This window comes from Mycobacterium sp. 852002-51057_SCH5723018, assembly GCF_001667035.1.
GTDB lineage: Bacteria > Actinomycetota > Actinomycetes > Mycobacteriales > Mycobacteriaceae > Mycobacterium.
Genome location: NZ_LZIR01000017.1, coordinates 1 through 20,790 on the forward strand (window position 1 = coordinate 1; position 20,790 = coordinate 20,790).

At 66.7% G+C, this 20,790-nt stretch carries 23 protein-coding genes and 1 tRNA gene; 10 read left to right on the plus strand and 14 right to left on the minus strand.

Annotated elements, in window-relative coordinates:
* Nucleotides 1–307: 307 nt before the first annotated feature.
* The 3 genes from A5764_RS04675 to A5764_RS04685 form a co-directional block, all read right to left on the minus strand.
* A complete protein-coding gene (locus A5764_RS04675) occupies nucleotides 308–922 on the minus strand; it encodes a DUF732 domain-containing protein (RefSeq protein ID WP_231989609.1) in 615 nt (204 codons plus the stop codon).
* Between the two features lie 63 nt (nucleotides 923–985).
* On the minus strand, nucleotides 986–1,648 hold the full coding sequence (locus tag A5764_RS04680) for a TetR/AcrR family transcriptional regulator (RefSeq protein ID WP_067109330.1): 663 nt from the start codon (nucleotides 1,646–1,648) through the stop codon (nucleotides 986–988).
* 134 nt (nucleotides 1,649–1,782) lie between these two features.
* On the minus strand, nucleotides 1,783–2,481 hold the full coding sequence (locus tag A5764_RS04685; protein WP_067109333.1) for a TetR/AcrR family transcriptional regulator: 699 nt from the start codon (nucleotides 2,479–2,481) through the stop codon (nucleotides 1,783–1,785).
* Nucleotides 2,482–2,799: 318 nt separating this feature from the next.
* On the opposite strand from A5764_RS04685, the gene A5764_RS04690 reads away from it, so the two are divergent.
* Nucleotides 2,800–3,207, plus strand: coding sequence for a DUF4267 domain-containing protein (locus tag A5764_RS04690; protein WP_067109335.1), 408 nt, complete (start codon nucleotides 2,800–2,802; stop codon nucleotides 3,205–3,207).
* On the plus strand, nucleotides 3,189–4,019 hold the full coding sequence (locus A5764_RS04695) for an LLM class F420-dependent oxidoreductase (protein ID WP_067109337.1): 831 nt from the start codon (nucleotides 3,189–3,191) through the stop codon (nucleotides 4,017–4,019). Before A5764_RS04690 ends, A5764_RS04695 begins: the two co-directional genes overlap by 19 nt.
* 5 nt (nucleotides 4,020–4,024) lie before the next feature.
* On the opposite strand, the gene A5764_RS04700 is transcribed toward A5764_RS04695, so the two are convergent.
* From A5764_RS04700 to A5764_RS04715, 4 genes are read right to left on the minus strand one after another with little or no spacing between them, the layout of a single operon-like run.
* Nucleotides 4,025–5,416: an aldehyde dehydrogenase gene (locus A5764_RS04700; RefSeq protein WP_231989610.1), complete on the minus strand. Its 1,392-nt coding sequence runs from the start codon at nucleotides 5,414–5,416 to the stop codon at nucleotides 4,025–4,027.
* The gene (locus A5764_RS04705) at nucleotides 5,413–6,222 is read right to left on the minus strand and encodes a carboxymuconolactone decarboxylase family protein (protein WP_067109343.1); all 810 of its coding nucleotides are present in this window, start codon (nucleotides 6,220–6,222) and stop codon (nucleotides 5,413–5,415) included. The genes A5764_RS04700 and A5764_RS04705 overlap by 4 nt, the downstream gene beginning before the upstream one ends.
* 32 nt (nucleotides 6,223–6,254) lie before the next feature.
* Nucleotides 6,255–7,067 carry a mycofactocin-coupled SDR family oxidoreductase gene (locus A5764_RS04710; RefSeq protein WP_067109346.1) on the minus strand — a complete coding sequence of 271 codons (813 nt, stop codon included), beginning with the start codon at nucleotides 7,065–7,067 and terminating at the stop codon, nucleotides 6,255–6,257.
* Complete coding sequence (locus tag A5764_RS04715; protein WP_067109386.1) at nucleotides 7,064–7,894, minus strand: mycofactocin-coupled SDR family oxidoreductase; 831 nt, start codon at nucleotides 7,892–7,894, stop codon at nucleotides 7,064–7,066. The genes A5764_RS04710 and A5764_RS04715 overlap by 4 nt, the downstream gene beginning before the upstream one ends.
* Nucleotides 7,895–7,966: 72 nt before the next feature.
* Between A5764_RS04715 and A5764_RS04720 the strand changes: the two genes are divergently transcribed.
* Entirely contained in the window at nucleotides 7,967–8,542 is a 576-nt protein-coding gene (locus A5764_RS04720) for a TetR family transcriptional regulator (RefSeq protein WP_067109349.1), read from the plus strand.
* A gap of 1 nt (nucleotide 8,543) precedes the next feature.
* On the opposite strand, the gene A5764_RS04725 is transcribed toward A5764_RS04720, so the two are convergent.
* The 3 genes from A5764_RS04725 to A5764_RS04735 all read right to left on the minus strand — a co-directional run bounded on the left by A5764_RS04725 (nucleotide 8,544) and on the right by A5764_RS04735 (nucleotide 11,041).
* Complete coding sequence (locus A5764_RS04725; RefSeq protein WP_067109353.1) at nucleotides 8,544–10,019, minus strand: YdiU family protein; 1,476 nt, start codon at nucleotides 10,017–10,019, stop codon at nucleotides 8,544–8,546.
* Nucleotides 10,020–10,056: 37 nt separating this feature from the next.
* A complete protein-coding gene (locus A5764_RS04730; RefSeq protein ID WP_067109356.1) occupies nucleotides 10,057–10,623 on the minus strand; it encodes a hemerythrin domain-containing protein in 567 nt (188 codons plus the stop codon).
* Between the two features lie 145 nt (nucleotides 10,624–10,768).
* Nucleotides 10,769–11,041, minus strand: a complete 273-nt coding sequence (locus tag A5764_RS04735; RefSeq protein WP_067109358.1) for a WGxxGxxG family protein — start codon at nucleotides 11,039–11,041, stop codon at nucleotides 10,769–10,771.
* A 175-nt stretch (nucleotides 11,042–11,216) separates the two neighbouring features.
* On the opposite strand from A5764_RS04735, the gene A5764_RS04740 reads away from it, so the two are divergent.
* A complete protein-coding gene (locus A5764_RS04740; protein ID WP_156664499.1) occupies nucleotides 11,217–12,044 on the plus strand; it encodes a hypothetical protein in 828 nt (275 codons plus the stop codon).
* 49 nt (nucleotides 12,045–12,093) lie between these two features.
* Entirely contained in the window at nucleotides 12,094–13,014 is a 921-nt protein-coding gene (locus A5764_RS04745) for a CoA ester lyase (protein ID WP_067109389.1), read from the plus strand.
* A 20-nt stretch (nucleotides 13,015–13,034) separates the two neighbouring features.
* Here the strand turns inward: A5764_RS04745 and A5764_RS04750 are convergent, their stop codons facing one another.
* Nucleotides 13,035–14,309 (minus strand): HNH endonuclease signature motif containing protein, encoded by a 1,275-nt coding sequence (locus A5764_RS04750; protein ID WP_067109364.1) that lies wholly within the window; start codon nucleotides 14,307–14,309, stop codon nucleotides 13,035–13,037.
* A gap of 46 nt (nucleotides 14,310–14,355) precedes the next feature.
* On the opposite strand from A5764_RS04750, the gene A5764_RS04755 reads away from it, so the two are divergent.
* The gene (locus A5764_RS04755) at nucleotides 14,356–14,706 is read left to right on the plus strand and encodes a DUF488 domain-containing protein (RefSeq protein ID WP_067109392.1); all 351 of its coding nucleotides are present in this window, start codon (nucleotides 14,356–14,358) and stop codon (nucleotides 14,704–14,706) included.
* Nucleotides 14,707–14,720: 14 nt separating this feature from the next.
* The gene (locus tag A5764_RS04760; RefSeq protein WP_067109367.1) at nucleotides 14,721–15,350 is read left to right on the plus strand and encodes a GNAT family N-acetyltransferase; all 630 of its coding nucleotides are present in this window, start codon (nucleotides 14,721–14,723) and stop codon (nucleotides 15,348–15,350) included.
* On the opposite strand, the gene A5764_RS04765 is transcribed toward A5764_RS04760, so the two are convergent.
* Genes A5764_RS04765 through crcB (A5764_RS04775) form a run of 3 tightly spaced genes read right to left on the minus strand, consistent with a single transcriptional unit; the run spans nucleotide 15,344 to nucleotide 17,207 of the window.
* Nucleotides 15,344–16,441: a DUF190 domain-containing protein gene (locus A5764_RS04765; RefSeq protein WP_067109370.1), complete on the minus strand. Its 1,098-nt coding sequence runs from the start codon at nucleotides 16,439–16,441 to the stop codon at nucleotides 15,344–15,346. The two genes, A5764_RS04760 and A5764_RS04765, sit on opposite strands and share 7 nt — an antisense overlap.
* Nucleotides 16,438–16,812, minus strand: a complete 375-nt coding sequence (gene crcB, locus A5764_RS04770) for a fluoride efflux transporter CrcB (protein ID WP_067109373.1) — start codon at nucleotides 16,810–16,812, stop codon at nucleotides 16,438–16,440. Before crcB (A5764_RS04770) ends, A5764_RS04765 begins: the two co-directional genes overlap by 4 nt.
* The gene (gene crcB / locus A5764_RS04775) at nucleotides 16,809–17,207 is read right to left on the minus strand and encodes a fluoride efflux transporter CrcB (protein WP_067109376.1); all 399 of its coding nucleotides are present in this window, start codon (nucleotides 17,205–17,207) and stop codon (nucleotides 16,809–16,811) included. The genes crcB (A5764_RS04770) and crcB (A5764_RS04775) overlap by 4 nt, the downstream gene beginning before the upstream one ends.
* A 79-nt stretch (nucleotides 17,208–17,286) precedes the next feature.
* Between crcB (A5764_RS04775) and pgm the strand changes: the two genes are divergently transcribed.
* The 3 genes from pgm to A5764_RS04790 all read left to right on the plus strand — a co-directional run bounded on the left by pgm (nucleotide 17,287) and on the right by A5764_RS04790 (nucleotide 20,707).
* On the plus strand, nucleotides 17,287–18,915 hold the full coding sequence (gene pgm / locus A5764_RS04780; protein WP_067109379.1) for a phosphoglucomutase (alpha-D-glucose-1,6-bisphosphate-dependent): 1,629 nt from the start codon (nucleotides 17,287–17,289) through the stop codon (nucleotides 18,913–18,915).
* Nucleotides 18,916–19,063: 148 nt separating this feature from the next.
* Nucleotides 19,064–19,139 (plus strand) — tRNA-Ala (locus tag A5764_RS04785).
* A 758-nt stretch (nucleotides 19,140–19,897) separates the two neighbouring features.
* Nucleotides 19,898–20,707 (plus strand): alpha/beta hydrolase, encoded by an 810-nt coding sequence (locus A5764_RS04790; RefSeq protein ID WP_067109382.1) that lies wholly within the window; start codon nucleotides 19,898–19,900, stop codon nucleotides 20,705–20,707.
* The last annotated feature ends 83 nt before the right edge of the window (nucleotides 20,708–20,790 follow it).

Here is a 20,790-nt window from a genome sequence, read left to right on the forward strand (position 1 = left end):
GGTGACGAGTCACCGGCGAGTGATGAGTCGCCGGTGGCTGATGCGGGACCGGTGGGTGATGGGGGACCGGTGGGTGGTCGGGCACCGGTCCGGTCGGGGTGTCGCTGTCCTCGACAGTCATGCGCTGCCTCCCCCGGTCGGGCCACGTCCACGCAATGCGGCCATCAATGCATCTTCGCAGTGATTTGTGTCATCGGCCCGAGACACGCGCGCTACCCGGTCACGGGCCGGGCGGCCCGCAACGAACCCGAATCCGTGTAGACGATGGGCCGATCGTATCGCCGACGCCCGACACCGGATAGCCGAATTACGACGCGCCGCCCACCAGGTTGCCGTTTTGCGGGCAGTATGCGCGAACGGAGATGGTCACGTAAGTGTCGGCATTGTCTGCGAGCGCCGGATTACTCGACCGAAATGCCGCGACTATCTGCGGCACCGTCATCCCTTGTCGGATGTCGTCGCACACAATCTTGCCGTTGTAAACGGCGGCTTCGGGATTGGCGAATGAGATGCCGTGGTCATTGAGGTCTTGTACGTATTTGTGGTCCTGATCCGGCGTGGACACGATTGGGGACGGGGCCGCGGACGGCGTGGACGGCGCCGCCGATGCCGTGGGGGCGGGCGTCGCACCGCCATTGGCTGCGGGTGGCGCCTTCGGACTTTTGGCGTCCGGGCGCAGCAGCCAGAAGGCGAGGACGATCGCGCCCGCCAGCGCGAGACCACCCAGTAGCAGCGCGCCGGCTTTGCGCCAAGTGGCGCTCCATGATTGGCGGTCGGCCGCCGGCTCGCTCGTCGCCGCATCGTCATAGTCGCGCGCGGAGGTGCGATCCACGTCGCCCGAAGACTCGTGACTGGGTACGGCAACCGTCTCGGCGCGATTGAGGGCGAAGGTTTCCTCGCCAGCCGGGCCCGGCTCAGCCATGAGGGCCATGGTAGCCACCGCAGACCTTTTCGTCTTGCCTCGGGGGCTGGGGCTGGGCCGCCGCTAGCCCACGGATGCGTCGCGTGTGGTGACGCGTTCGATCTTGTCCGGGGCCACGCCCAGCCCGCGCAGGCAGAACCGGAGCGCACGCTCGCGCACTTCTGTGCGGTTCGACCGATGTGTCGCCCAATGCCGCTGGGTGCCCGCCCATACCACGCCATGTATCGATTTCGCCGCGGTCGCCGGGACGATGTCTTCGAACACGCCGAGTTCCAGGCCGCGCTCCAGCTGCTCGGTGAGCGGCTCGAGGATTGCGCTGTATGCCGGCGCAACCACGTCGGGCGACGAGAACGCTTTGGACTGAGCCTCCAGGGAAAGGCGGCGCGCATCGAAGTCGTTGGTCTCGCCGAATGCGAGCTCGAATCGTCCGTCCATCCAGGCGACCACCGCTTCCACCGGGCAGCTCGTGTTCGCCATTTTTCCTCTGAGCCTTTCGGTTTCGCTGCGGGCCATCTCCAAAAAGACCGCGGCGACCAATTGGTCCTTCGATTCGAAATGCCGGTAGAACGCCCGCGTGCTCAGCTGGGCGCGCTCGAGGACGGTGGCGACGCTGAGGCCCCGAACCCCGTGATCGTGGACCGATCTTGACGCCGCGGCCACGATGGCGCAACGCACGTCTGGGTCGGGGGCTAGCTTGTTGCGTCGACGGGATAGCGGGCTGCTCATGAATGCCTGTCCAGAGGGGGCCGGTTGTACAGGTGTTTCATAGGTGGCTAGGTACCCAGCGGAGCGGTCGCAGGAAACACTGGGGAATTCAATTGGGTCAGGTGCAGCTGAAAAGGCGCGTTCTCAGTTAGACCCTAGCCCGCCGATGCGCTGTCCGCGGTCATCTGTTCGATTGTTTGGGGTGCGACGCCCAGCCCGCGCAGGCAGAAGCGCAGCGCCCGGTCGCGGACTTCGTCGCGGTCCCAATGATTTGTCGTCCACTGCCGCTGAGTGCCGGCCCACACGACTCCGTGTATCGACTTCGCGGCGGTCATCGGAACGATGTCTTTGAATACCCCCAGTTCCAGGCCGCGCTGAAGTTGCTCGACCAGCGGCTGGAGGATTGCGCCGTATGCGGGTGCGACCATCTCGGGCGAGGAGAACACCTTCGACTGCGTCTCCAGCGATACCTGGCGCATCTCCGCCTTGATTTCCTCGTCGAACGCGAGGTCGAGTCGTCCGTCAATCCAGGCGGCCACCGCCTCGATCGGGTTGGTGGCTTGCGCCATTTTGTCTCTCAAGCGACCCACCTCGCTCCGCGTCATCTCGAGGAAGACCGCCGCAACCAGCTGGTCCTTGGAGTCGAAGTGACGGTAGAACGCCCGCGTGCTCAGCCGCGCGCGTTCCAGGACCGCGGCGACGCTGAGCCCGCGAACCCCGTGTTCCCGAACGGATTTCGACGCGGCATCCACGATGGCGCGTCGAATGTCCGGATCTGGTTCAAGCTTTTTCCGGCGTTGCGAATGGCCGACATATGGTTGCCGCCGTGCGAGAGGATCCCCCGGTCCCGTCATAGGTAACAAAAATAACGTGCTAAGCGGGTGCTCACACTCGCTTTCGTAAAGCCGGCTGCGGTCAAAATCGTCGTGATGGGCGCACCACCGTCGTGTTCATGTTGGCGGGCGCCCCATTTCAGCGAACATGCGCTGGTGCGAGTCAAGATCAAGCTCACGCATCCTTAGCTGGGTCGGCGCGTTTTAACTGCGAGGCGACCACGTCGCCGAAACGGGTTGTCGGCAAATCAATTGCCGTGGGGTAGGGTTTGCGGACGTCCATTCTTACCCGAAAACGACGCTTTCGGTTCACCGTTTTTTCTTCTAGGCTCTCAGGTCATGTCGATCGACCGGGCCGCACTCGTTGCGGGCAGCATTCGGCTCGCGTCGGGAATCTCGTTCCTTGTGGAGCCCCTGCGGGCGAACCGGCTGTGGGGCGATCCGGACGAGCCGACGCCGACGGCACGATTGCTGCTGCGGTCGATGGGCTATCGCGATGCGCTGATCGGCGGGCTGCTCGCGGGGGCGGCGCTGCGCGGCAAGGACACCCGCGGCTGGTTCCTTGCCTCCGGAGGCGCCGACGCGGCCGACCTGCTCGGCGGGATGAGCGTCCACAGTGAGTTGAAGCACTCGCAACGCCTCATCGGGTTGGGCGGCGCTATTGTCGGTGTCGGCGTGGGGCTCTGGGGAGCGACGCGCCGCAGCGGGGGCGACGGGAAGGAGCGAGCATGCGGTTCGGGGTCCTGACGTTCGTCACCGACGAGGGCATCACCCCGGTGGAGCTGGGCGAGGGAGTCGAGCAGCGTGAGTTTTCGTCGCTGTTTTTGGCCGAGCACTCGCACATCCCGGTCGATGCCCAGACGCCGTATCCACTGGGCGGCGGCCCGATTCCGCGGAAGTACCACCGCACCCTGGATCCGTTCGTGGCGTTGACGGCCGCGGCGGTCGCGACCGAGAAGCTCGTGGTGGGCACCGGGATCGCGCTGATTCCGCAGCGGGACCCGATCCTGACCGCCAAAGAGGTGGTGTCGCTTGATCTGGTGTCGCGGGGCCGGTTTCGCTTCGGTGTCGGGGTGGGCTGGCTGCGCGAAGAAATCGCCAACCACGGCGTCGATCCGGGCGTGCGCGGACGCGTGGTCGACGAGCGGCTGGCCGCGATGATCGAGATCTGGACGCAGGAAAAGGCCGAATTCCACGGCGAATTCGTCGACTTCGACCCGATCTACAGCTGGCCCAAGCCGGCGACGAAGCCGTATCCGCCGCTGTATCTGGGTGGCGGCCCGGCGACGTTCCGGCGCATCGTCGGCCTGAACGCCGGTTGGCTCGCCATGAGCCCGTCGGCGGACAGCCTGTCGAAACAGCTCGAAAAACTGCGTGCCCTCGCCGACCACGAGGTGCCGGTGATCAACATCCACTTGGGTGAACCGACGGCCAAAGAACTTGAGGGCTATGGGAGCCTGGGGCTAGAGCAGCTTTTGGTGGAGCTGCCCACCGAGCCCCGCGACGAGACGCTTCGCCGCCTCGATGAGCTACAGACCGAGTTCGCGAAGTTGGCCTGACCGCTTCAGCCCATGCCGATGCGAATGTTCTTGAGCTGCAAAAATTCGTAGAGGCCCGCGAGGCCGCCGGTGCGGCCGAACCCGCTTCGCTTGAAGCCGCCGTACGGCCCCTGCGGCGAGATGTCGCTGAATGTGTTGATCCAAACCGAGCCCGCCTCGAGCCGGCGGGCCACGCGATGAGCCCGGGTGAGGTCGCGCGTCTGCACGAAGGCGTTCAAGCCGTACGACGTGTCGTTGGCGATGCGCACGGCTTCGGTCTCGTCGCTGAACCGCATCACGGACACGACCGGCCCGAAGGTCTCGGTTTGGGCCAGCGGGGAGGCGTTGTCGACACCGCCGAACACTGTCGGCTCGATGTAGTAACCGGCCCCCAGGTCGCCGCCCAATCGGCTTCCGCCGGTGAGCAATTCGCCGGCTCCCTTGCCGGCCGCTTGGTCGATCTCGGCCAGGATGCGGTCGGCGGCGGCCTGACTGATGACTGGTCCGAACACCACGCCGGGGTCGAGCGGGTCGCCGACCCGGGCTCCTTTGACAACGGCGAGGAACTTTTCCAGGAACGCGTCGTAGACGGATTCGTGCGCCAGCACCCGGCTCGCGCACGCGCAGCTTTGTCCCGATTGCATCAGTGGGCCCTGGTGCGCCGATAGCATCGCCGCGGCGTCCAGGTCGGCGTCGTCGAAAACGATGCTGGCCGACTTGCCGCCCAACTCGGCGACCACGGGCGTCAGGTTGGCCGCCGCGGCCTCCAGAACCTTGCGGGCGGTCGCCCCGCCGCCGGTGAAGTGAATCTTTCGGATGCCCGGGTGGCGGACCAGGGCGTCGCCGCCATAGGGCCCGGCGGGCACCACGTTGACCAGTCCGGGCGGCAGCCCGGCCGCGGTACACAGCTCGCCGAACCGCAGGGCGGCGAACGGCGCCACCTCGGACGGTTTCACCACGACGGCATTGCCCGCGGCCAACGCGGGAGCGACGCATGATCCGATGACCACCAGAGCGCCGTTCCATGGCGCGATGACGCCGACGACGCCGTAGGGTTCGCGCTCGACGAGGTTGACGTCGAACGACTCGGCCACCGGTGTGCTGATGCCGTGCGGCTTGTCGACATAGCCCGCGAAGTGGCGCAGAAACCGTTCGAGAAGGATTGCGTTGCCGGCAAACGAGATCGGGACCGCGTAGTCCTGCACGTTGAGCCGGGCCAGCTCGTCGAGGTGCTCATGCACCGCGTCGGCGAGGTCGATCAACAGATCGCGGCGCCGATCGGCGGTGAGCGACATCCATTCCCGATGGGCGCCCCAGGCCGAGGTGACCGCTTCGTCGACCTCGGTGGCACCGGCCAGCTGAACGGTCCCGTTGGGTTGACCGGTGGCGGGGTAGATGTGCTGGTGGATCGAGGTCATGGCGTTCCTTCCGCGCGCCATTCGGCCACGACCCGCTGCATTTGTTCGCCGATCACCTGCGCGAGGTGGCTGGCTTTCGGCCAGCCGTAGTAGGCGGCGAAATGCAGTGCCACCTCGTCCATCTCGTCGAACGAGACGTCGCGGCTCTTCAGCGCCGCGTAGACGTGACTCATGATCGGGATGGGTGCGTCCTGAATGGCCACGCACGCCACCGTCACCAGCCGCCGTTCCTTCATGCCCAGCCCCGGCCGTTGCCACATCTCGCCGAACACGAAGTTGAGGATCCCGGCGCCGGAGTACGGGTTGTCGCGCATCGGCGCGAACGGCAGGCAGTTGACCGCCTTGAAGCATTGCTCCCCGCTCGCCAACCGGCTCTCCGGATCGCTGGGGGTGACCAGGGGTAGCAGCGGCTCGGGCACTGGGACGGCGTGGCCGCGGTCGCGGTGGATCCGTTCCCACTGTTCGTCCACCGCCAGGTTGAACCGGGATGCCTTGGGCCAGCCGGCGTATACCGCGAAATGCAGCACTGTTTCCCGCATCTCGGTGATGGTGAGGTCGCCGCTGTTCAGCGCGGCGTACACGTGTTCCTGCAGCGGTCGCTCGGCGTCGGCGGCCGCCACACAGGGCAGCGTGACGAAACGCCGGTCCCTCCTGCTCAACGTCGGTCTTGACCAGATCTCGGCGAAGACGAAGTCGATCAGGCCGCTCGTTGTTGTGGGACTCGAATCGTCGGGCGCTGGCACCGTCATCACCTCGGCGAACTCGCGCCGTCCCCGCTGCGACCGATCCGTTTCGGCTTGCGTCATCAAACCTGCCCTCCGCGTGGATGTTTCGGGTATCAACGCAGCGTGACGCCGGCGTCGACCTTGAACTCCAGCCCGGTGACGAATCGCGATTCGTCCGACACCAGAAACAGCACCGCGTTGCTGATGTCGGTCGCTTCGGCCATGACGGTGGGCAGGGCGTTGAGGAAGATGGGGATCAGGTCGGGTCGCGCCTCGGTGAGAAGGCCCTGCAGGGTTTCCGGCCGCATTCCCGTCTCCACCCCGGTTGGGTGCACGGTGTTGACGCGAACATTCTGTGCGGCAAGTTCATTGGCCAGCGCGCGGCTCAGCCCGACGACGCCGTGTTTGGACGCCGTGTAGGGAAGGTGCAGCGGGGTGCCCTTCAACCCGGCCGAGGAACTGATGAGGATCAGGCTGCCGCCATCCTCGACGAGGTGGGGGAGGGCCGCGGCGCAGGTGTTCCACGTGCCGATGAGGTTGACGTCGACGACGGTTCGCCACTGTTGCGGTGTCGTGGTGTCCCACGTTCCGACGGTCAGCACGCCGGCGTTGGCCACCGCCGCGTCCAGGCCGCCGAGTTCGGCGACCCCGTCGTCGACCGCCGCGGCCAGCGCCGCCGCGTCGCGGATGTCGGCCACCTGGATGATCGCGCGGCGGTCGTGCTTTTCGACCAGCCGCGCCGTCTCCTCGAGGTCGGCGCGCGAGGCGAGGGGATATTCGAGCTCCGGCAGCGATTCGCAGATGTCGACGAGGATCAGGTCGGCACCCTCCTCGGCTAAGCGCACCGCGTGGCTGCGGCCCATTCCCCGCGCGGCGCCGGTCACCAATATCCGCTTGCCGGCGACGCGCCCGCTGACAGTGCTCATAGCTTGTTGCAGAAGCCGGCGTCGACGGGGAAGGTCACCCCGGTGACGTACTTGGCCCCGTCGGAGACGAGGTAGGCGATCGCGGCGCTGATGTCGTCGGGCTCCAGCAGGCCGACCGGCATCGGGTTCTGTAGGTGCGGGCCGCCGTCGGGATAGTTCTCCAGAAATTCCGTCATGGCGGGATTGACGGCCATCATGGTGTTGACCGCCGTCGGATGTACGGTATTGACCCGAATGTTCAGCGGCGCAAGGGCATTGGCGAGCGTACGCATCAGCCCTACGATGCCGTGCTTGGACGCCGCGTAGCCCAGGCCGCCGCCTTGCAGGCCGCCGAAGCCCTTGAGGCCGGCCGTGGAGCTGGTGAAGATGATCGCCCCGCCGCGGTTACCGGCGATCAGGTGCGGAATCGCCGCCCAGGCCGTGTGATACGCGCCGTCGAGGTTGACCGCCGTCGCCGCCTTCCACTGTTCGAGCTCCTCCTGGATGGTCAGCTCGCGAAACGCCACCGGAGCGATGCCCGCGTTGGCCAACACGATGTCGAGCCGCCCGAACTGTTCGACGCCGGCGTCCACGGCCGCCTTGACCTGATAGAAGTCGCGGACGTCGGCCACCGAGCCGAGCATCTTGCCGCCCTCGGCTTCCACCAGGGCGACCGTTTCGTCCAGTTCGTCGCGGCTGGCCATCGGGTAGCCGTTGGCGGCGATGTCCGCGCAGATGTCGATGCCGACGATGTTCGCGCCCTCGCGGGCCAGCCGAATCGCGTGGCTGCGGCCCTGGCCGCGCGCGACACCGGTGATGAAGGCGACCTTGCCTTCGAGTTGGCCCACCATTTCGTCATCCTTCGTCGGCATCGGCGCGGCTATGCGCCAGTAACGTCGTTACTCGGTTCGTACAGTAACATGGTTACTGTGGCTGCAGAAGGGGATCCGATCCTCGAGATCGTGGTGGAGCTGTTGGACACCCAGGGTTACGAGGCCGTCCAGCTGCGTGAGGTGGCCAGGCGCGCGCGGGTGTCGCTCGCGACGATCTACAAGCGGTATGCGACCCGCGACGAGCTCATCGTCGCCGCGCTCGAATGGTGGATGGACACCAACCGCTACGCGAAGTTGCCGGTGATGGGTGCCGGCGGCGAATCGCTGTACTCCGACCTGATGGCTGTGATGCGCACGATTTTCGAGCCTTGGGAGCGGCATCCGCTGATGCTCAGGTCGTACTTTCGCGCGCGATCGGGCCCCGGCGGTGACCGATTGATCCAGCGCGGCGTCGACGCCGTCGTGCCGGTGGCGAAATCGATTCTGGCCCAAGCTGATCCGGCTTATGCCCAGGATCTCGAGCTGATCCTGACGGGCGTTGTCTTCGGCTTTCTCGGGCGCTTTGCCCAGGGGGAGATCGAGGTCACCGAGATCGTGCCCGGCATCGAGCGGGCCGTGTTCTGGCTGACCGCGGCCTACGAGAACCGCGTGCCTGCCCGGTAGCTCAGGTGCCGCAGAACGTTTGGTAGGCGCCGAAATCCTCCGGGGCCGGACTGGCGTAGCGATCGAGCCCCGGCCGTTCTTCGTACGGGTCGGTGACGGCCTCGAGGAGCCGCCCGAGCGGATCGAGGTCGCCCGCCGTCGCCGCGGTCAACGCCTCCTCGACCAGGTGGTTGCGCGGAATGTAGATCGGGTTGGTGCGGTCCATCAGCCGGGCGTCGGGATTCAGGGCTTTCCACCGCGCCAGCCAGTCGTCGAAGCCGGCCAGGTTCATGAACATCCCGCGCGCGGGTTCGGTGTCGCCGCGGGCGGCCCGGCCGAGGTGGCGGAAGAACGAGGTGTAGTCGACGTGGCTTTCCTTCAGCAGCGCGAGCAGCTCGTCGACCAGCGGTGTGACGATCTGTGCTTCGGTATCGGCGGACAAGCCGAGTTTGGCGCGCATGCCGGCCGACCACACGGCGTCGTACCGGGGGTGGAACACGCCGAAGGACTCCTCCACGAGCGCGACGGCCTCCTCGACGTCGTCGGAAAGCAGCGGAAGGAGCGCCTCGGCGAAGCGGGCGAGGTTCCACCCCGCGATCACCGGCTGATTGCCGTAGGCGTAGCGGCCCCAGAAGTCGATCGAGCTGAACACGGTGTCGGGGTCATAGGCCTCCATGAAGGCGCACGGTCCGTAGTCGATGGTTTCGCCGGAGATCGTCATGTTGTCGGTGTTCATCACGCCGTGGACGAACCCGATCAGCATCCAGTTCGCGATCAGCGATGCCTGGACGGCGACCACCGCTTCGAACAGCGCCAGATAGGGCCGCTCGGCCTCCGCCGCGCCGGGATGGTGGCGTGCGATCGCGTGGTCGGCGAGCCGTCGAAGCAGGTCGACGTTGTTGGTGACCTTACCTAGCTGGGAGGCATATTGGAAGCTGCCCACGCGCAGGTGGCTGCTGGCCACCCGGGCGAGCACGGCACCGGGCAGCACCGCCTCGCGCTGTACCGGGCGCCCGGTGGCCACCACGGCCAGGGACCGCGTGGTGGGAATGCCGAGGACATGCATCGCCTCGCTGACGAGGTATTCGCGCAACATCGGTCCCACCGCTGCCAGGCCGTCACCCCCGCGCGCGAAGGGCGTGGCGCCCGAACCCTTCAGGTGGATGTCGCGCACGCGCCCGTCGTTGTCGAGGATTTCGCCGAGCAGCAGCGCGCGCCCGTCGCCGAGCCGCGGGACGTAGCCGCCGAACTGGTGCCCGGCGTAGGCCTGGGCCACCGGCGTGGCGCCGTCGGGGACGAGGTTGCCGGCCAGGAAACGCATCCCGTCGGGACTGCGCAGCCAGGTGCCGTCGAGGCCAAGGTCGGCGGCCACCCGCTCGTTGAGCGCGAGCAGCCGAAGCTCCGGAGCCGTCTCCGCTTGCCACGGCACGGCCATCTCGGGCAAGTCGCGGAAGAACCGGTCTTGCAAAGCGATGGTCATGTCCGGTGCAACGCTCACTTCACCGAGACTACGGAAAGTGCGTCGCTGCGCTGGCTTAGCCGATGGCTTGCTTGATCAGATCGCGAGCGCGGTCGAGCATCGAAGCGAACGGCCCGACGGCGAAATTCAGCTTGGCCGATTCGACGCCGGGATGCGGGCGGGTCGGCGCGATGGCCTCGGCGGCGCGCACGGCTGATCCCATCCGCTTGAGGTCGTCGGCGTCGAGTTCCCGCGACAGGACGGGGAATTCTTCGCTCTCCTCTTGCCGGGCGTGATCGAGCACGGCTTCGCGCAGCTTGGTGACCTGGTCGATGAACTCCTGTGAGGTGATGTCGAGCTTCTCGATCTCTGACAACAGCTCCTTGGCTTCGTGCTCTTCTTTCAGTCGCGCGTCGACGATGTCGTCGCCGGCGTCGGCCTCACGGCGCACGCGGGGATGGACGACCATCTCCTCGGCCGTTTCGTGCACGGCCAGCAATTGGCGCAATTCCAGGAACGGCTTCTCACGCGCTTGCGGATCCGACGCGTGCAGGACGTCGTCGAACATGTCCTCGATCAGGTTGTGCTGCGCTTTGAGGAACGCGACAACTTCCTGGGGCGACTGGACAATCATGTCGGCCATCGCCGATACCTCCACTAACTAGGTGAGTTCTAGGTGAGTTCAGGATGCGGGCTGTGGGCTGTGCGCCGCTTGGCAAGGCATACCCGCGCGGGCCCCCGCCAAACGCGTAAAGCGCCTGACGGGGGCCCTCGGTGAATGGATTCGGCTAGACGCCGCGCCCAGGGGTGGCGGTTGTCCCGATACCGGTGTGGGCGGCGGTGTCTCTGCGTCGCTTCAGCCCGACGAGCCCACCCAAGCCGAGCAGGCCGAGCAGGCCCCACAGCCCCGAGTTGTCGTTGTGCTGGTCATTGTTGTTGTCCGCCAACGTCGTTGTGGTCGGCGACGGCGCGGTAGCGCTCTCGACGGTGGCGTTCGCGACGCCCGCCCCACCGAACAACAACGCCCCGGTGGCGGAAACGACTGCAATGGTCCTACGCATAGGTACTCCTTGAAATTGGTTCTCCCGGTCGAATCGCAAACGCCGACCAAGAAAGAGTTAAGGACCAGTCGCCTCTAGTCCCCGCGACAAGCAACGCGGAGGGACCAAGGGCCCTAGCGCCACAAGCTACGGGCTACCCCGGGTAAAGGCGATCAAACAGTGCGATCATTTGCTGGTGGAGCAGCAGGACGCCGACCAGCGCATTGCCGAGCTGGAACGCCAGCTCGCCCAGCAGAAGCGCATCGCGGAGCTGGAACGTCAGCTGGCCGACGCGAAGGCGGCGTCCGGCGCGCCCGTCCCGGAGCCGCCTCTGATCTCGGCGGCGCAGATGGCGGCCATCGATGAGCACGCGCACCGGCTGGCGCAGGCGCTGCTGGCGAACCGCGGATGGCCACCCGGACCGTCGGTGGCACCGCTCCAGGAGGCGCTGGCGCGCGCCGTCGTCGACGCGGGTTTGACCCAGCAGCAGTACAGGGGTGTCCTCGACCGCGCGGGACTGCGCGGCGGCGGAACGATCAAGGTCGGCGGCCAGGTCGTCTATCAGCGCTGCGACCCGCACGCCCCGGTCTTCCTGGCCCCGTCCCGGCTAGGAGGCTACGCTGCCCAGGGCGCGGTCGGGCCGCCGCGGAGCAAGCTGGTCGGGGGCAACCGCGTCGGCGCGATCATCGGCGCGCTCGGCGGCGGATTCGGTCTTTGCATCGGCGGCGCGGCGGCGGTGACCGCGGTTTTTCCGGCGAGCGCGTTGTGGATGAGTCCCATCGTGTGCCGCAGCGGTTACGACCTGGGGTACAACACATCGGACTACAGCTACAAACCGGGCCAGTCGGGCACCAGCGTGAGCTTCCAATGCGTCGGCGATACCGATTACTACGAAGCCAACGACTTTGCGGTCTTCGCGCTGCAGTCTTTGCTCGCGATGCTGGTTGTGTGCGTGGTCCTGGCGATCGGCGCCCTGATATGGCGCCGATCGCACAAGCCTGGGCGAGCTGCCGCTACGGTTTAGGGAACACCAGCTAGCCCCCACGGAAATGAAGATGACGACAGACCACGCAATGCATGAACAGGTCGACGGCCACGCGCCGGATCCCGGCGACATCGGCTCACGCATCGACCCCGTGCTCGCCCGCAGTTGGCTGCTGGTCAACGGCGCGCATGTCGACCGGTTCCAGGCCGCGGCGCATTCGCGCGCCGACATCGTCGTGCTCGATATCGAGGACGCTGTCGCACCCAAGGACAAAGAAGCCGCGCGCGACAACGTCGTGCGTTGGATCAGCGCTGACAACACGGACTGGGTCCGTATCAACGGCTTCGGCACCCCCTGGTGGGCGGACGATATCGCCGCGCTCGCGGGTACCCCGGTAGGCGGGGTGATGCTGGCGATGGTCGAATCGGTCGACCACGTGACCGAGACCGCCCAGCGGCTGCCCAACGTGCCCATCGTGGCGCTGGTCGAGACGGCCCGCGGGCTGGAGCGCATCACCGAGATCGCCGCGGCCAAGGGCACGTTCCGGCTGGCCTTCGGCATCGGAGATTTCCGCCGGGACACCGGTTTTGGGGAAGATCCGACCACCCTGGCCTATGCGCGGTCACGCTTCACGATCGCCGCCAAGGCGGCCAACTTGCCCAGTGCGATCGATGGGCCGACGATCGGCTCCAACGCGTTGAAGCTCATCGAGGCCACGGCGGTGTCCATCGAGTTCGGCATGACGGGCAAGATCTGCCTGTCACCGGACCAATGCGCCGTGGTGAACGAGGGCCTGTCCCCGTCCCAGGACGAAATCTCTTGGGCCAAAGAGTTTTTCGCCGAATTCGAGCGCGACGGGGGAGAGATCCGCAACGGCTCGGACCTGCCGCGCATCGCCCGGGCCACCAAGATCCTCGAGCTGGCGCGGGCCTACGGCATCGAGGTCTCCGACTTTGACGACGAGGAACGGGTTCACTCGCCGGCGCCGACGGACACTTATCACTACTGAGCCGAGGTGAGGTCGTCGATCTAGGCGGCGTGTTTAGCCAGCGCGACGCCGATTCGTAGCTCGACGCTGCTGTACTCGATCGTGGGTGCGCGCGGCGGGGCCGCCGACCGGTAGGTTGCGCCGGTCGGTGTGGTGAATTCCGCTGTGTGCGTGTGATTTTCGTCGGTGGCGGTGGTGACTCGCCAGCCGGGCACTTCCTTGGTGTAGTTGCATCGTTCGCACGAGCCCAGGCCGTTGTCCGCGGTGGTGGTGCCGCCTTCGGCCCACGGTTGGGCGTGGTCGCGGTGCCGGATCGGCGCATCGCAGTAAGGGGTGCGACAACGTCCGTCCCGCAGCTCGATGAACGCGGCAAGCCCCCGTGGAAACAGTCGCGCCCGCGATTCCATCGTCACCAGCGCCCCGGCCCGGGGGTGCGCGTAGAGCCTGCGCAGCGTCGCCCGGGAGCGCCGGTCGGAGGCGGCGCTCGAGACCATCGAACGGGCAACGGCCGCGGGGATCGGGCCGTAGCCGCTGAGATCGGCCGGCGCGCTGCCACCGCCCAGCAGCGTTTCGTCGGTGAGCACCAGGTTGACGGCAATGGGAGTCGGGACCGCCGCCTCACGCCCGGTGACCCGCTCGACGAGCGTGTCGGCCATCACCTGTCCCCGCGACCGTCCGTCGAATCGGGTGTCCGCCTCGCGGCGCAGCGCCGCGTACACCGAGACCCCCTGGGTGACTGGCAACAGCGCGGTCACGTATGTCATGGTGTCGGGCGCCGGCCGGATGGTGACTGTGCGTTCGTCCTCGGCTTTGGCCGCTCGTTCGACGACGGCATGCGGGTCCAGCCGGTAGGCGATCGACTTGGCCGCGGCGGCTATCCGCGCATCGCCCAGGCCGTTCAGCCCGGCCGGGTCGGCGCACAGCTCGGCGTCCAGCGTGCGGCGGTCCTCGACGTCCAGGCACGCGCTCTCGCGAACAATCAGCGTGGCTCGCCACTCCGACAGCGCCCCGCATTCCAGCGCCGCGAGCGTGTGCGGCATCTCGTGCACCAGGGCTTTGGCAAAGCCAAGGTGCCGGCTGCCCCGGGCGGGCGAATCCCGCCGCGCCAGCGCGATCTCGCTGGCCACACCGCGCCCGCGCTGCGCCGCGGGCACCCCGCCGGCCGCCTCGGCGTTTCGGCGCGTCGCGTCCAAGGCGGCCGCCGCGCGCGCCTGACTCGCCGCCGCCGCGGACTTGAATCGCTCCAGCTCGGCAATGCGCTCGATCAGCGCCGATTCGCCGGCGAGAGGGTCGAACGCAAACGGTTCATCGAACATGTGTTCGAGTATAACCGGGCCCGCCGACATCGCTACGCTGACCACCATGGCCGCCAAAAGCAGGATCCGGGTGGCTCGGGTGTACGACGAGATCGATCCCGACGAGGGTCAGCGTGTCCTGGTGGATCGCATCTGGCCGCGGGGTGTTCGCAAGGACGACCCGCGGATCGGGATCTGGTGCAAGGACGTCGCGCCGTCGAAGGAACTTCGTGAGTGGTACCACCACGAGCCGGAACGGTTCGACGAATTCGCCGCGCGTTACACCGAGGAGCTGCACGACAACGCGGCGCTGGCCGAGCTGCGAAAACTGGCCAAGCGCGGCGTCGTGACCCTGGTGACGGCGACCCGCGAAGTGGACGGCAGCCACGCGGCGGTGCTGGCGCAGCTGCTTGGGTAGGCTGCCGGCTTGACATGAGCGAACCGGAAGTGATCTTGCCGCGGGAGCTGACCGACATCAGCGACGAGGTCCGCAACATACCGCCGCCACCCATGCCAGAGGTGCCCGCACCGTACGCGTTTCGGCTGGCCGAACCCGACGCCGACGCCGAGATGATCGCCGAGTGGATGAGCCGCCCTCACCTCGCCGAGGCGTGGGAATCGGTGTGGCCGGCGTCGCGCTGGCGACGTTACCTACGCGCGCAACTCGACGGCGACTATTCGCGGCCATTCGTCGCCAGCCTGGACGGGGTCGACCATGGGTACGTCGAACTGTACAGGGCGGCAAAGGATTCCATCGCCACCCGGTACGAGTGCGACCCCTACGATCTGGGCCTGCACGCTGCCATAGCGAGCCTGGACATCATGAACAAGGGAATTGCCCAGTACTTGCTGCCGCATTTCGTGGCCAGCGTGCTCAGCGCCGAGCCGCAGTGCCGCCGCATCATGTTCGACCCCGACCACCGCAACAAGATGGCGCGTCGGTTCTGCGAGGCCGGTGGCTGTGTGTTCCTCGGCGAGCACGACATGTCCAACCGGCGGATGGCGCTGTACGCATTGCCCCGAACCCCCGACGACGTGCCCAGGCTTCGGGAGGCTCAGTAGTCGTGCTGTGCCAGCGTGATGTCACCGAGCCGTTGGGTCTCGTCGAGCGACAGCGCCGCGGGAACCATCTCACTGGTCACCAGCCCATGGCGGCTTGTCACCTCGTCCACGATGTCGAAGCTGCGCGCGATCGACTCCGGTGTGTCGACGATGATGGTGGTCACCGGAACGCGCCGCGCTAACTGAAATAGCTTGTCGCCGTGCGGTTTATGGTTCCCGTGGAATCCCCAGATGCCGCGCAGCACGGTGGCGCCGCGGGCCGTCCCGGATCGCAGCAGTCGTTGGACGAGGGCGCGGTGCAGCGGCAGCCCGTCGTGCAGGGTGGCCTCGGCGGTGTAGACCATCAGCTTTTGCCACAGGGTGCGCCCTTGGTCGTCGGTGGCTGGCAGCTGTTGCGGGCGGCCGAACAGTTCGCCGTCGCGTTTGCACAACCGCACCCGTTCGACGGTCAGCAGCGGATCGGGCACCGTTGCGGCTAATTCCATTGCGGCCGTTGAGGCCTGCGAGGCCGACCCGATGGCGATGATCATCAGCGGAACGTTGACGTTGCGGCCGAAAAAGTGGGCCCGGCAGCGTGCGCCGTGCGCGGTGCCGTCGACGCCCAGAAGCACTATGGCACCGGCAAACCCGTGTCGATACAGCAGGTCGCACACCGCGTAATAGGCCGGTTTTCCGGCGATGCGCTCCCGGCGGCCCACATACACCGTGAGTTTCGCCGCGTCCCCGTTGTGACCGTCGGCCTCCCGGACCGCATCGGTGCCCAGTTGCCGGCTGACCAGTCGGGCCCTCTCCAGGGTGACCAGCCCGCGGCCGGTCATCGCGGCCACATCGTCGATCAGGGATCGGATCTTCGCCTCGACATCGACCGCGGCGACCGTTACCGCGGGGTCCTCGGACAGGCTCAACGAGATGTCGCTGCGCAGTTCGTGGCTAGGTCCGAAACTGGCGATGCCACGCAGCATTACGCTGGTCGCGACGCCGGTCGCGCCGAACAGGTCCAGCATCGTGTCGGCCAGGAACCGCTCGCCCTGGCCAACGGCGCGCTGTCGCTCGCCGAAGTAAGCGGTCAACTTCAAGAACGGTTGGTTCATATGTGCTCCGAGACCCATTGCCCGAGGAGCGCCGCCGCCATGCCCAGCACCACGCTGACGACGATATTGGCCAGCGCCGCCCATGTTTGGCGCTCCTCGCCGAGCCGCTGAGTCTCCAGCATCCAGGTCGAAAAGGTGGTGTAGGCGCCGACGAACGCGGTGCCCGCCAGCAGCGCCGCCTCCCCGTTGAGCGCCAATCCGCCAATCAGCCCGAGCAGCGCTGCGCCGCTGACGTTCACCACCAGCGTCCCGAACGGAAACGGCTGGGCCAGGCCCCGGGCCACGGTGCGATCCACCACGAACCGCAGCACCGAGCCGATGCCGCCGACGAACACCACGCCGGTCCACACCAAGACCGTCGTCGCCGTCACGGGCCTACCCGCACCCGGCGGACCATGGCGGTGGCCAGGTGGACGGCGAGCAGTCCGAGCACGATGCTGGTGACGGTGTAGCCGATCGCCAGGGCCCAATGGCCACGCTCGATCATCCTCAGCGTCTCGACCTGCATCGTGGAGAAAGTTGTTAATCCGCCGCACAATCCGGTGCCCAGCAGCGGTCGCCGATAACTCGACACCGGCAACCGCTCCAGCAGCCGGGTGGTGAAGTAACCCACGAGGAAGGCGCCGACGATGTTGACCGTAAAGGTCGACCAGGGCCAGCTCGATGGGTCGTCGACGGCCAGGGTGCTCAGGGCCGCCCGGGCCAGTGCGCCCAGCGCCCCGCCGGCGAAAACCGCGGCCAACTCGCGATAGTCGGGTTGTGCCACGGGTCGATTCCTTTCCAGCCGGTGAACGCTTCGCAGCATAGAGGGACATGCGAGTCGAGCACGCGCAGAATTGATAACCATGGCCCACCCGCGCGCCGGTCAGCCGGCCCTGCCCGAAGACCTCGTCGATCTGCCGCATCTCGTGACGGCGTATTACTCGATCCAGCCCGACCCCGACGACGTCGCTCAGCAGGTGGCGTTCGGCACGTCCGGTCACCGCGGCTCGGCGCTGGGCGGGGCGTTCAACGAGGCCCACATCCTGGCGATCACCCAGGCGATCGTCGAGTACCGCGCCGCCCACGGCACCACCGGGCCGTTGTTCATCGGCCGCGACACCCATGGGCTGTCGGAGCCGGCGTGGGTGTCGGCGCTGGAGGTGCTGGCCGCGAACGATGTCGTCACCATGATCGACTCGCGAGACCGCTACACGCCGACGCCCGCCGTCAGCAACGCGATCCTGACCTATAACCGCGGTCGCACCGAGGCGCTGGCCGACGGGATCGTGGTGACGCCGTCGCACAACCCGCCGGCCGACGGCGGGTTCAAGTACAACCCGCCCAACGGCGGGCCCGCGGACACCGACGCGACCAACGCAATCGCCAAGCGCGCCAACGAGATTCTGCGCAGCGGATCGGGGGTCAAGCGGGTGCCGCTGGCCCGCGCGCTGGGGACCGTGCAGCGGTACGACTACCTGGGCACCTACGTCGACGACCTGCCCAACGTGGTGGACATCGCCGCGATCCGTGACGCCGAGGTCCGGATCGGCGCGGACCCGCTCGGCGGCGCCAGCGTCGACTACTGGGGCGAGATCGCGCAGCGGCATGGTCTGGACCTGACCGTGGTCAACCCGCTGGTGGACGCGACGTGGCGGTTCATGACGCTCGACCACGACGGCAAGATCCGGATGGATTGCAGCTCGCCGGACGCGATGGCCTCACTGATCGCCAACCGAGACCGCTATCAGATCGCCACCGGCAACGACGCCGACTCCGACCGCCACGGCATCGTCACCCCCGACGGGGGACTGCTGAATCCGAACCACTACCTGGCGGTGGCCATCGACTACCTCTACATGCACCGGCCGTCCTGGCCGGACGGCATCGCCGTCGGCAAGACGGCTGTCAGCTCGTCGATCATCGACCGGGTGGTCGCCGGCATTGGCCGCAAACTGGTCGAGGTGCCGGTCGGTTTCAAGTGGTTCGTCGACGGCCTGATCGGCGGCACCATCGGCTTCGGCGGCGAGGAGTCGGCCGGGGCGTCGTTTTTGCGCCGCGACGGATCGGTGTGGACCACCGATAAGGACGGCGTCATCCTGGCGTTGCTGGCCTCCGAGATCCTGGCCGTCACCGGGTTGAGCCCGTCGCAGCGCTATCAGGAGCTGACCGGCGAATACGGCACCCCGTTCTACGCGCGGGTCGACGCGCCGGCCGACCGGGATCAGAAGGCCCGGCTTGCCAAGCTGTCGCCCGAGGAGGTGACGGCCACCGAGCTGGCGGGGGAGCCGATCACCGCGAAGCTGACGACCGCGCCCGGCAACGGCGCCCCGCTGGGTGGGCTGAAGGTGACGACGGCCAACGCGTGGTTTGCCGCGCGGCCGTCGGGCACCGAGGACGTCTACAAGATCTATGCCGAGTCGTTCAACGGGCCCGAGCATCTGGCCGAGGTGCAGAAGGTCGCCAGGGAAGTGGTGAATTCGGTCATCGGGTAAGCGCGTATTGCGCCACATCGGTCACACCATCGCCCGCTGGGGGGCCATAGGCGATCTTCGAATCCGCTGGCGGATGCGCTAGCGGTGCGCCCTGACCAGCGACTTTGAACCCGTCTTGCCAGTGGTGTAGCTTCGATTGGCACGACTTGGGGCTATGGCGCAGCTGGTAGCGCACCACACTGGCAGTGTGGGGGTCAGGGGTTCGAGTCCCCTTAGCTCCACCAGGCACAACAGCACCCGATTGGGTGCTCAGCGGGTCGTTTGACGACAGTTGTCACCCAGCGTCAAACGCTGGACTTCCAGATAACTAGCCCGACCGCAGTTATCCACGAACGTCATTGGCGCGGCCGGCTGCTGCATGCCGGGTCCCTGTGACCACGTTGGACCCCGTCGATTTTCAGACGCGACCACTACGGCCGCGACATATGTGCGCTCCATGCAAGCGATGGGGACTGGTTCGTCCTGCCATTCAGCGCGAGGGAACAACACGACGGCGTAGGTAAGGCTTGCCCCTGTCCCCGCGACGATGTGGAACGAGTCGCGGACATGCGCCAACCGCAGCGGCAGATCGGCCAGCCGCTGCTCAGCGATCGACCGTGCCCGGAGCACCGTGTCACTCACCACGATGCAAGTCTACGAATGAGCCCGACATGGCACCGACGTGATTGTGTGAAAGACCCTCGCCGTGGCGGCTAGCGTCCGCTGGCGCTCCCGTCCGCCACCACGGACCGGATGAGTCCTACCGGATCAAAGGCTGTGAGAACTTTCTCTACTGATACCAAGATCGAGCGGGCCGGCATTCTGATCTCGCGTCACCAGGCATGTTGCGCCAACGTGCCTCACTGAGTGCCAACACATGTGCATCGCGTGCACGACCGGCCTCGGAAGCGTTTGGGCGTGTGCTAGCCGACTTAGATTCTCTCCCAAGCGCTTTGTCACCTGGCTCGCGCTCGAATTCCCGGCACACACGAGGACACGATTTATGACATCGCCCGCAAAATCGCACCCAGTCATCTTCATTCACGGGCTGTGGATCCACTCGACTGCTTGGCAACCGTGGCTCGATCTCTTCGAGAACGACGGCTATGCGGTATCCGCGCCAGGTTGGCCTGGTGACCTGGCGACGGTCGCAGAGACGCGCTCGAACCCGGACGGGATGAACGACGTCGGTATCCAGCAGGTCATCGACCACTACGCGGGACTGATCGAGGCGCAGGGCGGGGTCAAACCCATCGTGGTAGGGCACTCCTTCGGCGGTCTCTTTGCCCAGGCGTTGCTCGCCGAAGGCCTCATTGCAGCTGCCGTTGCCATCGACCCCGCGCCCATCAAGGGAGTCAAGGCACTCCCGTTTGCGCAGATAAAGTCGGCATTCCCCGTCCTCGGCAACCCAGGCAACCGGCACCGGGCGGTGTCTCTGACGGCCAAGCAATTCTCCTACGCCTTCGGCAACACTCTGACCGAGGAGGAGTCCGACGCCCTTCACGAGGAGTTGACCATCCCCGGACCCGGTAAGCCTCTGTTCGAGGATGCGGGCGCGAACTTCTCACGTCACTCGGCGGCCAAGGTCGACACCCACGTGGCCGACCGCGGCCCGCTGCTGTTGACGTCAGGCACCGAAGACCACGTGGTGCCCTTCAAGGTCACGAAGGAAGTCGTCGCCATGTACTCAAAAAGCCCGGCCGTGACGGACTTCCATGTGTTCGAAGGACGGGGTCACTCTCTCACCATCGACAGTGGCTGGAAGGACGTCGCCCTGGTCGTACTCGAATGGTTGGCGGCCAAGGACTTTTGATGACGCCGAAGACCTCGGCGACCAACATTTCTCGGCCCGCGGCTCTGTAACGCGGCCCAAACGGATCGGAAATACTGATGCTT

What these genes read in the sequence shown, in the direction of transcription:
- pgm (WP_067109379.1), top strand. Translation starts at nt 17,287, where the DNA reads ATGGCCCACCCGCGCGCCGGTCAGCCGGCCCTGCCCGAAGACCTCGTC.
- A5764_RS04760 (WP_067109367.1), top strand. Translation starts at nt 14,721, where the DNA reads ATGAGCGAACCGGAAGTGATCTTGCCGCGGGAGCTGACCGACATCAGC.
- A5764_RS04705 (WP_067109343.1), bottom strand. Translation starts at nt 6,222, where the DNA reads ATGACGCAAGCCGAAACGGATCGGTCGCAGCGGGGACGGCGCGAGTTC.
- A5764_RS04735 (WP_067109358.1), bottom strand. Translation starts at nt 11,041, where the DNA reads ATGCGTAGGACCATTGCAGTCGTTTCCGCCACCGGGGCGTTGTTGTTC.
- A5764_RS04700 (WP_231989610.1), bottom strand. Translation starts at nt 5,416, where the DNA reads ATGACCTCGATCCACCAGCACATCTACCCCGCCACCGGTCAACCCAAC.
- A5764_RS04685 (WP_067109333.1), bottom strand. Translation starts at nt 2,481, where the DNA reads ATGACGGGACCGGGGGATCCTCTCGCACGGCGGCAACCATATGTCGGC.
- A5764_RS04755 (WP_067109392.1), top strand. Translation starts at nt 14,356, where the DNA reads ATGGCCGCCAAAAGCAGGATCCGGGTGGCTCGGGTGTACGACGAGATC.
- A5764_RS04750 (WP_067109364.1), bottom strand. Translation starts at nt 14,309, where the DNA reads ATGTTCGATGAACCGTTTGCGTTCGACCCTCTCGCCGGCGAATCGGCG.
- A5764_RS04790 (WP_067109382.1), top strand. Translation starts at nt 19,898, where the DNA reads ATGACATCGCCCGCAAAATCGCACCCAGTCATCTTCATTCACGGGCTG.
- A5764_RS04675 (WP_231989609.1), bottom strand. Translation starts at nt 922, where the DNA reads ATGGCTGAGCCGGGCCCGGCTGGCGAGGAAACCTTCGCCCTCAATCGC.
- A5764_RS04710 (WP_067109346.1), bottom strand. Translation starts at nt 7,067, where the DNA reads ATGAGCACTGTCAGCGGGCGCGTCGCCGGCAAGCGGATATTGGTGACC.
- A5764_RS04690 (WP_067109335.1), top strand. Translation starts at nt 2,800, where the DNA reads ATGTCGATCGACCGGGCCGCACTCGTTGCGGGCAGCATTCGGCTCGCG.
- A5764_RS04765 (WP_067109370.1), bottom strand. Translation starts at nt 16,441, where the DNA reads ATGAACCAACCGTTCTTGAAGTTGACCGCTTACTTCGGCGAGCGACAG.
- A5764_RS04720 (WP_067109349.1), top strand. Translation starts at nt 7,967, where the DNA reads ATGGTTACTGTGGCTGCAGAAGGGGATCCGATCCTCGAGATCGTGGTG.
- A5764_RS04745 (WP_067109389.1), top strand. Translation starts at nt 12,094, where the DNA reads ATGCATGAACAGGTCGACGGCCACGCGCCGGATCCCGGCGACATCGGC.
- A5764_RS04680 (WP_067109330.1), bottom strand. Translation starts at nt 1,648, where the DNA reads ATGAGCAGCCCGCTATCCCGTCGACGCAACAAGCTAGCCCCCGACCCA.
- A5764_RS04695 (WP_067109337.1), top strand. Translation starts at nt 3,189, where the DNA reads ATGCGGTTCGGGGTCCTGACGTTCGTCACCGACGAGGGCATCACCCCG.
- A5764_RS04730 (WP_067109356.1), bottom strand. Translation starts at nt 10,623, where the DNA reads ATGGCCGACATGATTGTCCAGTCGCCCCAGGAAGTTGTCGCGTTCCTC.